This window comes from Arthrobacter endolithicus (assembly GCF_026627425.1).
In the GTDB taxonomy this organism is placed as follows: domain Bacteria; phylum Actinomycetota; class Actinomycetes; order Actinomycetales; family Micrococcaceae; genus Arthrobacter_M.
In genome coordinates this window covers 60,105-73,156 of sequence record NZ_JAPNLH010000011.1, presented here as the reverse complement: position 1 = coordinate 73,156, position 13,052 = coordinate 60,105, and the positions used below count along the sequence as shown (strand labels likewise).

At 60.7% G+C, this 13,052-nt stretch carries 10 protein-coding genes and 1 pseudogene; 8 read left to right on the top strand and 3 right to left on the bottom strand.

Annotated elements, in window-relative coordinates; all coding sequences use genetic code 11:
• Nucleotides 1-34 precede the first annotated feature (34 nt).
• The 7 genes from OS914_RS11330 (at nt 35) to OS914_RS11300 (ending at nt 8,124) form a co-directional block, all read left to right on the top strand.
• Nucleotides 35-505, top strand: a complete 471-nt coding sequence (locus OS914_RS11330) for a VanZ family protein (RefSeq protein ID WP_267546165.1) — start codon at nt 35-37, stop codon at nt 503-505.
• Between the two features lie 69 nt (nt 506-574).
• On the top strand, nt 575-1,105 hold the full coding sequence (locus OS914_RS11325; protein ID WP_420713939.1) for a DUF3515 domain-containing protein: 531 nt from the start codon (nt 575-577) through the stop codon (nt 1,103-1,105).
• 530 nt (nt 1,106-1,635) lie between these two features.
• Entirely contained in the window at nt 1,636-3,051 is a 1,416-nt protein-coding gene (locus OS914_RS11320) for a tyrosine-protein kinase domain-containing protein (protein WP_267546164.1), read from the top strand.
• Between the two features lie 7 nt (nt 3,052-3,058).
• Nucleotides 3,059-3,787: an arsenate reductase/protein-tyrosine-phosphatase family protein gene (locus OS914_RS11315; protein ID WP_267546163.1), complete on the top strand. Its 729-nt coding sequence runs from the start codon at nt 3,059-3,061 to the stop codon at nt 3,785-3,787.
• Between the two features lie 50 nt (nt 3,788-3,837).
• Nucleotides 3,838-5,277 carry a sugar transferase gene (locus OS914_RS11310; protein WP_267546162.1) on the top strand — a complete coding sequence of 480 codons (1,440 nt, stop codon included), beginning with the start codon at nt 3,838-3,840 and terminating at the stop codon, nt 5,275-5,277.
• 164 nt (nt 5,278-5,441) lie between these two features.
• A complete protein-coding gene (locus OS914_RS11305) occupies nt 5,442-7,343 on the top strand; it encodes a DUF4012 domain-containing protein (protein WP_267546161.1) in 1,902 nt (633 codons plus the stop codon).
• A 169-nt stretch (nt 7,344-7,512) separates the two neighbouring features.
• Nucleotides 7,513-8,124, top strand: coding sequence for a peptidase (locus OS914_RS11300; protein WP_267546160.1), 612 nt, complete (start codon nt 7,513-7,515; stop codon nt 8,122-8,124).
• 282 nt (nt 8,125-8,406) lie between these two features.
• Here OS914_RS11300 and OS914_RS11295 read toward each other — a convergent pair whose 3' ends face one another.
• The 3 genes from OS914_RS11295 to OS914_RS11285 form a co-directional block, all read right to left on the bottom strand.
• Complete coding sequence (locus tag OS914_RS11295; RefSeq protein ID WP_267546159.1) at nt 8,407-9,207, bottom strand: class E sortase; 801 nt, start codon at nt 9,205-9,207, stop codon at nt 8,407-8,409.
• A gap of 49 nt (nt 9,208-9,256) precedes the next feature.
• Nucleotides 9,257-9,538, bottom strand: coding sequence for a DUF6993 domain-containing protein (locus tag OS914_RS18230; protein ID WP_420713938.1), 282 nt, complete (start codon nt 9,536-9,538; stop codon nt 9,257-9,259).
• A 747-nt stretch (nt 9,539-10,285) separates the two neighbouring features.
• Nucleotides 10,286-11,419, bottom strand: a complete 1,134-nt coding sequence (locus OS914_RS11285; RefSeq protein WP_267546232.1) for an acyltransferase family protein — start codon at nt 11,417-11,419, stop codon at nt 10,286-10,288.
• A gap of 625 nt (nt 11,420-12,044) precedes the next feature.
• On the opposite strand from OS914_RS11285, the pseudogene OS914_RS11280 reads away from it, so the two are divergent.
• Nucleotides 12,045-12,940, top strand: a pseudogene (locus OS914_RS11280) (IS1380 family transposase); the annotation flags it as partial.
• Nucleotides 12,941-13,052 lie beyond the last annotated feature (112 nt).

Genomic DNA, 13,052 nt, shown 5'->3' with positions numbered 1-13,052 from the left:
ACTGACTTTCCTCCTGAGCACTACATTTAATCCTGTGGCCAAATCAACCCTTCCCGCGCGCACCCGGACCCCCCACCTAGTCCTCGGGGTGTATCTCCTCGTCCTGGCTCTGATTGTCTTTTGGCCCAGCCACGTGGACAAACCCCTCGACGGCTGGCTCGACGACACGCTGCAGTTCCTGCATGAGCACGGCATCCCCGGCTGGGTCGACTACGTCTTCGTGGAATCGGCGTCCAACGTCGTACTGTTCATTCCGTTTGGCTTCCTCATCGCATCCATGCTCCCGCCGCGCCGTTGGTGGGCCGCCGTCATCATCGGATGTGCCGCGTCATGTTGCATTGAACTGGCCCAGTTGCTTTTCCTCAGCGGCCGCACCGCCAGCGTGGCGGACGTCGCCGTTAATACCTTGGGGGCAGCGATCGGGGCAGTCATCGCCTGGCTGGTGAGGCGGACGAAGCGGCGAACACCCAGCCAGCCCAGCTCCGCCGAGACGTACGGCCGGTAGCAGTAGCTGGTGCCGGCCCTCTAGCCCCGACCGCATTTTGACCCGTCCGGCGGGCGGTAGCCTTGAAGAATGCTCCAGCTCGTCCGCACCGGTCACCGGCACGCCTACTTTCCGTCCTTCCGGCTCCCCCGGCTGCTGACGCTGACGGCGATGGCCGCGGGCGCCGTCGTCGCCCTCTCCAGCTGTACTCCGGCAGTGGAAGTGTCGGCGGCACAAGACTCGGCGAACCCGGCCTGCGCACCGATGATGGTTGCGCTGCCGGATGTGTTGGGCGACGCCGCCCTTCGCCCGACGACGACGCAGGCCACCGCGGCCTGGGGAGACCCGTCACTGGTGGTCCTGCGCTGCGGCGTTGCTGTCCCGGGGCCGACGACGGACCGTTGCGTGGGCGTCAATGGCGTGGACTGGATCATTAAGCAGGATGCGTCGGCATGGACGCTGACCACGTACGGACGCACGCCCGCCACCGAGGTGGTCCTGGATCCGGACAAGATCCCGTCCAGCACGGTCTTAGCCCAGCTCTCCAGCGCCGCGGCGAAGATTCCAGCGCAGCGCAAGTGCCTCGGTGCCGCCGATGAGACCGCGGTGCCGACGAATTAAGTCCGGAGGCCTTTTGGCGTCGGATCGAATCACATCGGGCCGCTGCGGCGGCGACGAACCCGATCACGTCCATTTCTGTGACGGTGACGGACCAGGCGCTGGGGACTTCCACGCCAGACGGGCTCATGGGCCTGTCATTTGAAACAGATATGACGACGGATCCTCGATTTGACCCCGCGAATTCCGATTTTGCGGTGGGCCCTGGCCAGGGGCCCAGGGCCCCCAGGTAGCCAGGGGGCCCAGGGCCCCCTGGCTACCTGCTGCAAAGAGTGGAGAATGTTGAGGAATTTTGAAAGCCCAGCGGACGAAGCTGAGATGGATACCGAACTGTGACCCGTCGGCCTATAGGCACTCAAACTGGTTCAACTGTAAATATCATGGCTGCGCGGCCTACGCGACCTGGATGCTGCGTGGTCAAGGACCATGGGCTCAGGGTGATATCTTTTGCATACCGGGGGCTCACTGCATTTGATGGATACATCCTGTCTCAATTTGCCATGCCTGAAGACACTAACTGAGAGTTTTTTGACGTGGAGCTTAGCGATTACATACGGTTGATCCGGAAACGGTGGATTTCGATCCTCGCCGTGGCACTACTCGGACTGGCCGTCGCAGGCGCTTATACAGCTTTTCAAACGCCTAAGTACGACGCCAAGACGCAGTTGTTCGTCTCGGTGAAGTCCACGGACTCGCCGACGGATCTGATCCAGGGCAGCAGTTTCTCGGAAAAGCGAGTTACCTCCTACGTCAACTTGGCCACCAGTCCGCGCGTACTGCAGCCGGTCATCGATAAATTGCACTTGGACCTAACTGCAGAAGGTCTAAAAAGCCAGGTCACGGCCAGCGCTCCCCCACAAACCGTACTGATAGACATCAAAGTCACCAATACGACCCCCAAGTTGGCTGCAGCCATAGCGAACTCGACGGCGGACAGCCTCACGCAGGCCGTCCAGCAGGTTGAGGAAGGCTCCGTCGTCAAGCTCAGCACAATAGAGCCGGCAACCGAGCCGATATCCCCCTCGTCTCCCAAGGTGCCGCTCAATCTGGCGCTCGGTCTCGTCGTCGGCCTCCTTCTTGGTTTGAGTGTCGCAGTTCTCCGCCAGGTCTTGGACACCCGGGTTCGGACGGTCGAAGACATCGAGCGGATAACTACCGCCGCGGTGCTGGGGCGCTTTGCCGCCGAGGATGGCATTGCTGCGGCTCCGCTCGTCACTCAGCAGGACCCCTATAGCCCCCGCGCCGAGAGCTTCCGCCAGCTGCGCACGCACCTGCAATTCACCAACATCTCAGGCGGGTCACAGTCGATCGTCGTAACTTCAACGATTCCGGGTGAGGGGAAATCCACCACCGCCGTCAACCTCGCCATCATGCTCGCCGAAAGCGGCAGCAAAGTGCTATTGGTGGATGCCGACCTCCGGCGCCCGCGGATAGCAAATATGCTCGGCTTGGAAAGTTCGGTAGGTCTCACGACTGTACTGAGCGGTCGGGTCACAGCCGAAGACGCGCTGCAGACCTGGGGTGCGGAAGAATCTCTGCACGTACTCACATCCGGTCGCACTCCACCCAACCCCAGCGAGCTGCTGGGATCACCCAACATGCACGCCCTGATCCGGCAAATGGAACAGCAGTATGACGTCATCATCATTGATTCGCCACCGCTGCTGCCCGTGACAGATCCTGCCGTGTTGGGCGCGGCTGTCAGCGGCATTCTGCTGGTCATCAGTACCGATGGGCATGTCCACAAGGAACAGTTGAGTCAGGCCATCAGCAACATTAATGCCGTGGACGCTAAACTTTTGGGCCTGGCGCTAAACCGCGAGGAAATAAAGCACGGCACCTACTCCTACTATGATTACCGGCCGGACCACGTCGTAAGCAGTAAAAAACAGGTGACTCGAAAGTCAAGCGACCGAGATCTGGCTTCCAGCCTGCGCCGCGGGAACTGATGCTGCTGTGTCCAAGCCCTTGCGCATCCTCACCGTTTGCACCGGCAATATCTGCAGGTCTCCGGTAGCAGAACGCCTGTTACAGTCCGGACTTGATGCGCTGCAACCCGGAGCCTTCTCCGTTCGCAGCGCCGGAACGGGGGCTCTGGTCGGAGAGCCAATGCAGCCTGAATCCGCTGCCCTAATAAGCCGAATGGGTGGGCGTGCGGATGAGTTTGCTGCCCGCCAGCTGACACCGGCCACTTTGGCGGGGGTGGATCTGGTACTGACCATGGCAGTTCACCATCGCGGGCTGGTCCTGGACATCGACCCGGCCATGTTGCGTAGAACCTTTACGATTCGTGAGTTCTCCAGGATTACTGCCGAGCTTCATTCTCCACAGAGACAGCCGACGCCTTTCCAAGGCATGACCCCAGAACTACGGCGGGCAGCACGGGCAGTCCTCTCCGGTCAAAGTGCGCCCGACGTTCTGCGGAACTTTGAATCTGGCAGCGGAAGCCACGTGCCGCCGCCGTCCGCCGGCCTGCCAGAGGGCAACGCTTTGGACCGGCTTCGCCGGGCCGCGGAACATGCCACCGCAGTAAGGGCAAAGCTCGTTTCGAAGAATACCGGTGACAGCGACGTCGTGGATCCGTACCGAAAGAACGAAGCGGCTTGGCAGCGGATGGCCGACCAGTTGCTACCGGCCATTGACAGCATCATTGCGTACAGCGGTGGCGGGAGATTTGAATTATAAATCTGTACAAGTGGGGCAACTGGGCCCGCCTACGAATAGAAGGGTAAGTAGTGGGGGAAAAGCTGGACTGGCGACGAAAATATACTCGGCGCCTCACAATCGTTGATGCATGTGTAGCCGTTTGGGCTGTAATGGGTGCATTCCTGATCCGCTTCGGTATCGGTGACGGGTTCGCCACGAAGGACACCACCTGGAACTATGCGGTCTTCGCCATAGCGCTGGCCGTGGTGTGGTGGGTAATGCTGGGTGCTTGGGGTAGCCGAAACCCAACGATTCTTGGCTCGGGATCGGATGAATACAAACGAATTGCATCGGCTTCGTTGTGGCTCTTCGGTCTTATTGCTGTTTTTTCCTACACTTTCAAGGTTGATACTGCACGGGGATTCGTGGGTCTTGCCCTGCCTGCTGGACTTGGAGGTCTCCTGCTCTGCCGCTGGTTCATTCGTCAGCATCTCAGCCTGGAGCGAGGCAGGGGTGCCAGCAGCTCGAAGGTCCTGGTGATAGGGGGTCCATACGCGGCCGAACATTTGGCCCGTTCGCTGAATAGCAGGCCTTCTGCCGGGTATTCTCCCGTTGCCGCGTATCTGCCCGGACCCTCGGAAACTGTGCAACTGCCTGGTGGCCTCGACATTCCTCTAGCTGGCCACGAAGCTACAGTTACGTCCATAGTCGCGGCCATCAGAAGAACTGGCGTCGACGCAGTCGCTATCTCTGCTGGCGTAAACCTAAGCCCCTTGGATTTGAGACGGTTGGGCTGGGAACTCGCGGCGCTGAACGTATCCATGATTCTGGCTCCGGCACTCACCGACATTGCCGGACCCCGGATCCATACGCAGCCGGTAGCCGGGCTCCCACTAATACATGTGTCCACGCCGAAACTTACCGGCGGAAAAAAGGTTGCCAAGCGCGCCTTCGACATAACGGGAGCCGGATTCCTCTTACTCCTCGCGTCACCAGCATTTGCCGTAGTGGCTGTGCTGACCAAAATGTCGAGTCCCGGACCAATTTTTTATACACAGGAGCGCGTAGGCCTTCGAGCCACCACTTTCCATATGGTCAAATTCCGGTCTATGGTTATGGACGCTGACCTTCAGCTCAGCGGTCTCCTTCTGGCACAAGGTTCAGCAGCCAAGCCCTTGTTCAAGGTCGAAAACGATCCACGGATAACGCCCCTTGGCCGCGTTCTGCGCAAATACTCGCTGGATGAGCTTCCACAGTTGATAAATGTGCTCACAGGAAGTATGAGTCTTGTGGGTCCGCGGCCCCAACGCGATGGCGAGGTGGCCCTCTACGATGATGACGCCCGCCGCCGGCTCTATGTTCAACCAGGTATGAGTGGCCTCTGGCAAGTCAGCGGACGGTCCAACCTCACTTGGGAAGAAAGCATCCGGCTTGACCTGTACTATGTGGAGAATTGGTCTCTGATGTCTGATCTGGTCATTCTCTTCAAGACCTTCAAGGCCGTATTCGCCGGCACCGGCGCTGTGTGAACCCTCGAGCTACAGCCCAGCCGATTTTCGCGGCCCAAGGCCCATAAACTCTCGAAGTAAGCCCTGAAAGGTCTCACGCATGCCCGTCTCAGTTATCGAATGCGAACACCTCGGCGCCGTGCACGCCGCCGGCTGGACTTACTGTGGCGTGGGAAGGCTGTAACGTGGCGGATTCACCGGTGCTGGACGGCCAATCAGAATCGTCCCCGGAGGAAACTGGTCCCAGCAGACATGGGACGCGGCCGGCTGCTGGCCAGCGGCGGCGCCGCCGCAAGAAGCAGCTGCGAGTAGGCATCGTCGTCGTCGTCCTTGTCGTGGTGGTCGGTGGCGCTGGCGCGTGGCTGGGTTTCCGGGCGGGTCAGCTCAAGGACAATCTTCAAGCCACGGCCCAGCTGCTGCCGCAGTTGAAGACGGAACTCATGAACCAGGATCAAACGGCCGCAGCAGCAACCATCGGGGAGCTCGAAACCCATACTGCCGCGGCCCGGGCGGCCGGTACCGACCCGCTCTGGAAGGCCGCTAGCGGGCTCCCCTGGCTAGGGGCAAACTTTTCCGCCGCTTCCGAGGTGGCTGTTACGGCGGATGACGTCATTCGGCTGGCCGGCGCTCCCATGGTGGACGCCTTCGCCTCCCTGGACCGGAAGTCCCTGACACCTGTGAACGGCGCCGTCAGCCTGGAGCCGCTGAAGAAAGCCGCTCCCAGCGTCGTTTCTGCCGCCAACACTGTCCAGCTCTCCTACGACCGTTTGGCCAGCATCGATGGCACGGCCCTGCTCCCCCAGCTATCCGGGCCCTTGGCCGGTGCCAAGACGCAGCTTGACGAGGTCCGCAAGGCTCTAAATGTTGCTTCGAGCGCCGCCACGTTGATTCCGCCCATGATGGGGGCAGACGGCCCGCGGAATTACCTATTACTCATTCAGAACAGCGCGGAGATCAGGGCCACCGGCGGGATCCCCGGCGCGCTGGCCATTATTCGGGCTGATCACGGCAAGATCGAACTGGCAGGGCAGGGTTCGGCCTCCACACTGGGTGCATTCGAGCCTCCCATCGCCGTGGATCCGGCCCAGGAGAGCATCTACACGAACCGGCTCGGCTCGTTCATCCAGGATGTTAATCTAACGCCGGATTTCCCGACGTCCGCCAAGGCGGCGAAGGCCATGTGGGAGCAGCGTTTTCCGGGGCAGGAAATTGACGGTGTGATCTCGGTTGATCCAGTCGCCCTGTCACAGGTCCTCTCGGTGACGGGTCCAGTGGACGTGGCCGCGGAGTTGCCTGCCAAGGTTGGCGTCTCCGGCCTGCCCTCCCGCATCACCAGCGAGAACCTCGTCAAAACAATGTTGTCCGATGTGTACGCGAAAATAGCCGATCCTGCCCAGCAGGACGTTTACTTTTCCATCGTGGCCAAGCAGGTCTTTGACGCCTTCTCGGCAGGCAACGGTTCCGCCGAGGACCTTGCGAAAGTTCTCGCCACCTCGGTGACCGAGGGACGCGTGCTGCTGTGGTCTGCTTCGAGCGATGAGCAGCAGTTGATCGACGGACAGACCATCAGCGGAGCAGTTTCCGGCCCCAGCGTTCCGGCGGCTGGCTTCGGTGTCTACTTCAACGACGGCACGGGCGCCAAGATGGATTACTACGTCAAGCGCACAGTGCAGCTGGTACAGCGCTGCTCCGCGAACGGGTATGCGCAGTACACAGCGCGGATCAAGATGACCAATACAGCGCCGCTGGATGCGGCCACGTCCCTGCCGAAGTATGTGACGGGCGACGGCTTCTACGGAGTTGAACTGGGCAGTGTTGCTACCGATGTGGTCACCTACGGGCCGGCTCTGGCCCGGACCCAGGCCGCCAGAATCGACGGCCAAGCGGCGGGTCTGGGGTCGTTCAGCCACGCCGAGCGGCCAGTCGCGGTGGTCCGGGTGCAGCTGGCCCCGGGTGAGTCCAAGACCATTGAGGTCGACTTCTCCAAGGTGGTGCAGACGGATCACGCTCAGCTGGAGGTCACGCCGACCATCGAAAAACTTAGCGACGTGGTGCTGCCCGATGAGAAGGCCGCCAATTGCCAGTGACGCAAATTTCCGCGAACAACACTGCCCAACATGTCTCACGGATGAAACTCTGGTAACAGAAGGGGACAGCTGTTGGAAAGTACCATAATCACCTGATACTGTCCTTATAGATCGCGGTCTCACTGGGGGGACTAGCGACGACATCACTTATAGAACCGGGGAAATAGCTTTGAAAAAAACTCTTGCCGCAGTAGCTCTTGCTGGCATCCTGACTCTCTCTGCCGGACCAATGGCCGCTCAGGCTGCTCCGACCTATCCTTCAGCACCCAGTGCCACGGTCTCCGCGAGCACCGTTACACCTGGACAGGCCTTCGTTTTCAGCGGCACCGGCTTCACGCCCGGTGAAATCGTTGACGTAACGGTCACTATGTCCAGCCCGGTAGCCGGTGGCGCCATTGGATCCGTCGGGGGCATGTCGATGGCCGTTCCGATGATCATCAAGGCCGCCCCCGTTTCGCTGACCGCCACGGCAGCAGCGGATGGCAGCTTTGCCGTCAATGTCACGCTGGACCAGACCGGCACTTACACGTTGACTGCCAAGGGTCGGACGTCGGGCGTCACTGTCAGCCAGGTCGTAAAGGTTGTCACTGCAGTCGGCACCTCAGCCGATGCGGCTAAGGCCTCCGCTGTGAATGGCGCGGCCAACGGCACCGATTTGGCCTACACCGGTATGGACAGCGGCGTGCTGATCTGGTCGGTCGTTGGTGTCGGTGCACTCGCCGCGGGTGCTGCCACCGTGGTAGTTTCCCGCCGCCGCAGCCGCACCGAAGTGGCTGCATAGCCCTCTAGTCGAACAGAGGTGCCCGGGGCCAAATGGCCCCGGGCACCTCTGTTTAACCAGCCTCACTGATGGCGCGGTGATCGCAAAACCCACGGCAAGCCGCTTACTGTCCAGTTCCTGTCTCGCTGCCGATTGTCGAGTCCGTCAAATGAGTGACCCCGGACAACCACGGGAAGACGACCTGGAGTAGTAGTGCCAAGACCCCGGCCAGCAGCAGGAATGAGCTAAAGACCCGCAACCAGAGCGGTCCGGGCAGCTGACGGAACAACCACGCGTACACCCTCAGCCCCTCCCCGCCAGAGCAGCCACTTGCCCGGCAATCGCTGCCGGTGCTCCCGCAGATATTGGCTGCCATGATTCCAGCACGGAGTAGGCAATTATCCGCTCCTGCGCGCCGAATCTCGGATTGCAACTAGTCATGGTCAACAAGCTCTCTTTCGGCTGGACCCCCGGCTGGGTTGGTACCGGCAGCAACACGTCCGTCCGGGACGGCAGAACTATTTCTTCATTGCGGAAAGCGTACGTGTAAAACGCATCCTTGGTTTGAATGTAGATCTTGTCTCCAGGTGCCAGTGTATGGATGTTGTCCAGGACCGCGCCGTGCGTCTGTCGATGCCCGGCGACGGCAAAATTACCAGCTTCCCCCGGCATGGCAGTATTCCCATAATGTCCTAATCCAAGGGTGTCCAAGACGTCAGTGCTGGTGCCCTCTGCCAAGGGCCGGCTGTAGTTGTCGCCGAATCGCGGAATGTAAATGATGCCAAAAGTCTTACCGTGTGCTGGCTCCTGCAAGGCCGGAGGAGTGCCGTAATCCGGGGCGCCCACCTTCAGCGGCGGGACCGAGGGATTGACCGGCGTTGGTACCGGGGCCTGGCGGGCAAATTGTTCAACCGCCGCGCTCTGCGACGCTCCCGCCGTCAAATTGGTCCACCACAACTCCCAACCAACAAAAAGCAGGGCAATTAGACCGAAGGTCAGGATCAGTTCGCCGATAACCTGCACAGCCGAAGTACGGGTTCGCGGTGGCGAGGCCTTGCGCCTGCTGCCAGTAACAGCGCTCCGGGATAGAAGCATCTGAGGCATGGGCTCTCCTGACTAAATAGCGACGGCTGAAGGGACAGCTCGTTAAGGACTAGCGGGCGCTGCCGACGAAGCACTTGCCGCTGGGAAGTACCGGCAGGACGGCGACGGAGACTTGGCCGTCACGAATTTTCGCCATGACACATTGCGTACCGCTGAGCACGCCAGCTTCAACCCCGTCCGCTTTGAGACCAGTCGGCGTTCGACTCGCCGAGACCTCTGTCATCGCCGGCAAGATTCCTACCCCAGTAAGAGCGGCCTGCACTTGCCCGCTTTCCGGCTGCGGAGAGACCTCGGACAGCTTTGTTAAAGCCTTCTCTACTGACAGTTGCATCGCAGAAGCAGCGTCGGTATCTGGACTTGTGGAAGGTGCGTTGGTGCCTGCAGCACCAGGGAGGGGTACCGCAATGGCTGGGACGGTCGCCGCAGGAGCGAGTGACGGCGAAGCTGCAGAAGGCGGGACTTGCGTCTGGACCACGTCGCCTCCGACGCCGCACCCAGAGGCGAATAGTGCCGTAACTAGCACAACGACCGCGCCGACTGCCCGCGTCCGAAGTCGGCTGTCCGAGTTGGCGCGGCTCACACTCCTGCTTCCCTGGGTCACCGAACCATTCTGTCATGCAATGATGCGCGGAAATACTCCGCGGGAAGATAGCGCGCATTGGAGCGCCGACGGCTCCTTTGGGGTAGCGGCTACCGGGCGGGGTTTCAAGACTCTGGCGTTCCGCAATTGGGGTCGAGGTCCTACCGAACGGTAGCCTTGGACCATGTATTCTGGAGCCCTTCGGCAGAATCGTCAGTCCCCCCGGCTCCTCCGCCTGCTAACGCCGGTCGCTTTGGCACCTACCGCCGTCGTACTTTCACCGTGTCCAGAACAACCGCATCACCGGGTTTGTGCAGTCCATTCTGGACGACATCGGCGGCTACAATACCTCGCACAACTGGATCAAGAACAACTCCGCAGCCGTGATCCGATAGCGGGGAACCTATGGGTCCGGGTACTACGGCCTCACTGAGGAAAACCGCTCCCCGATTGACCCGAACACTGCCGCTTCTGTAGCAGCAACGTAAATGGGTCAGCCTATAGCGCCAGCTGCGAATTCCTCCGCTGCTGGCGCAGACGGTTCCTGACCATCTGGGAAAGCTTGTGAGATGGCGCTTCGATGAGTCGGAAGAATAGATGCGCGACCGCAACGGATACAGGCACGGCCAGAACCGGCGTCCAGGCCAGCATCTCATGCGGCAATAGTTGCGCGACGGCCAGAACAACCGGTTCGTGTATCAGGTAGAGACTGAATGATATGCGGCCAAGAATTAGGACGGCAGGACGTTCAAGGATTCTTGCGGCATCCGGCCAGCTCGCGGCGGTCACCACAATCCCAATGGCCCCTAGGATTGCCGGCAGAAACATTAGACCGGCGGGCACTTCACCCAAAGTCCAACGGGCCGTGAGTAAGACAATAGCGCCGGTAAGGAACGCCCACCACAACTGAGTAGAAATTCTGGCCGACCCGTTGCGCAAGTCGGGAAGTTTCACCGCTATCAACGCACCTAGCATAAACATCGGCAAGAAGCGGAAAGCATCAACATGCAAGGCGACTCCAGTAAACGAGAGCGCCAAAGATCCGGCACCAAGAAGCATCCAGTACCGTGAAAACCGGACAGCGACCCATAAGTAGACCGGCAACAACAGTGAGAAAATAACCTCCCACTGGAGCGACCACAGCGGAGTGAGTAGATTAGACGTCCCGCCAACAAGCAGCGAATCAAGCAGCACACGGCCCGCGCCCAGCGGCTCATCATGGATACGCATCCAAGCGCTATCCGCAGGCGTCATCTCCCGCGGCAACAAGACCGCCGCAAGAACCGCCAGCCCAAGAGCCGCGTAAACCGGCAAATAAAGGCGAAGCAGGCGGCTCGGGTAGTAAGCGCGCCACTCAAACCCACTACCCCGGATTACAGGGAGCGCAAGTACGAGCCCGCTAAGGATGAAGAACACATACACAGCTTCAGAACCGGCCCAAACAGCGTGAATCGGCGAGTAAACAAACCAGCCCAGCGACGCCGGAACCACGCCGCCGAAGTGCGCGTTCGCGAACTGAGGCAACACCAAAAGCGAATGATGAAGCACAACAACAAGGGACGCCACACCGCGTAGCCCATCCAGGGAATACGAGCGATCTTCCCTACCCGTAACACGTCCATGCCCACTCATAGATCCCCCAATGTGCAATGCCAGCAAAACAACGTAAGTCTACGCCAAGGACTGCAGCGCAGGGTTACGCAGACACCGCTGGCGCTTTGCAGGCAAATTGAAAAACTATCCAACCTGGAGGACACCAATGTGGACCCGCAAGGCGTGCATTCCCCGTACTCTCCGGCGGCAGCGCCCTCGGCTTCTACCGGCTCTGCCGCAAGTTCGAGGCCGAGACGCGGGCCTCACTCCGCGAGGACAACAAGACCTTGCGCGATGAGGTCCGGGAGCTCCGCGAGGATCTACGCAAGGCCGAGACAGAGAACGATCGGCTACGGAACAAGCCCAAAGGCGGTTCGGAATGACGCATCTTAGTGACGAGCCACGTACCCGCGAGGCACTGCCGCCGCGCTGGCTGATGTTCCTCATGGTCTGCCTGGTCCTGCTGGGCGTGCTCGCCGGGGCTTGGCTGCAGTTCACGTTCATTCAGGACAAGAACACGGCTCAGGCGAACTCGCAGACGCTCGCGCAGGACATCAAGCGGGTCTGTTCATCCAACGGCAGTTTACTGGTGGATGACCGCCACTTGTGCGCGAAAGCTACCCAAGTCCAGCAGAATCCCACCGAGCCGCTAGCGGGACCGAAGGGTGACCAGGGCGCTCCGGGCATCAATGGCGCTGGCTCCACTATTCCCGGACCGGCTGGATGGCAGGGTAAGGATGGCGCCGGTAACTCAGCCCGCGGCGCCAAGAGGTTCGTCACCGACGCCCTGGCCACCCTCAAAGGCACCGGCGCCGCCGGGAAGGTGCTGTGCCGCTTCGATTCGGCCTACTACGGCCACGCCGCCGTGGCCGCCGCCTTGGCTGGCGGGGCCGAGGTCTCCGTGACCGTACGCCTGGATCCTGCCGTCAAACGCGCCATCACCACCATCACCGAAAGCGCGTGGAAACCCATCGAGTACACCAACGCGTCTACGACGAAGACGCCGACACTTGGGTATCCGCAGCGGAAGTCGCTGAGACCGGATTCACCGCGTTCAGCTCCCGCAAAAAAGCCGAACGGATCACCGGGCGCCTGGTCGTGCGGCGTATCCCCGAGCTGAACCCGAAAGCCGCCGAAGGCCAGCCCACGTTGTTCGATACGCACCGCTTCCACGCGTTCTTCACCACGGCCACAGCCGACACATTGAATACGGTCGCAGCGGACAAAACCCACCGGAAACATGCCATTATCGAGCGGGTCAATGCCGACATGAAGGACAGCGCCCTAGCCCATCTACCCTCCGGGAACTTCGCGGCGAACTCTGCCTGGTTGGTCTCAGCGGTCATGGCCTACAACCTCACCCGCACCGCCGGGATCCTCGCCAAGGGTTCGTTCGAAAAGGCACGGACCGGGACCATCCGGGCCAAACTCATCAATGTCCCGGCACGCATCGCTTCCAGCGCTCGAAGAATCCAGCTCCACCTGCCCGATTCATGGCCCTGGCAAACCGCGTGGCAGCAACTCTTCACCGCCACCCACGCCCCGCCGCGAGCAGCATAGGACCCCCTCCATCCAGCCGACTCCGGCGCAACACAGCACCCAAAGAGTGGAATACGAACGGCAGCGAGGCCAGCCGATACCGCCTACCCAAAATCAAAAACTCAACAAAAAT

Bases quoted from the DNA above. Each gene is read 5' to 3' on its own strand.
- OS914_RS11295 (WP_267546159.1), bottom strand. From the start codon at position 9,207: ATGCCTCAGATGCTTCTATCCCGGAGCGCTGTTACTGGCAGCAGGCGC.
- OS914_RS11285 (WP_267546232.1), bottom strand. From the start codon at position 11,419: ATGAGTGGGCATGGACGTGTTACGGGTAGGGAAGATCGCTCGTATTCC.
- OS914_RS11325 (WP_420713939.1), top strand. From the start codon at position 575: ATGCTCCAGCTCGTCCGCACCGGTCACCGGCACGCCTACTTTCCGTCC.
- OS914_RS18230 (WP_420713938.1), bottom strand. From the start codon at position 9,538: ATGCAACTGTCAGTAGAGAAGGCTTTAACAAAGCTGTCCGAGGTCTCT.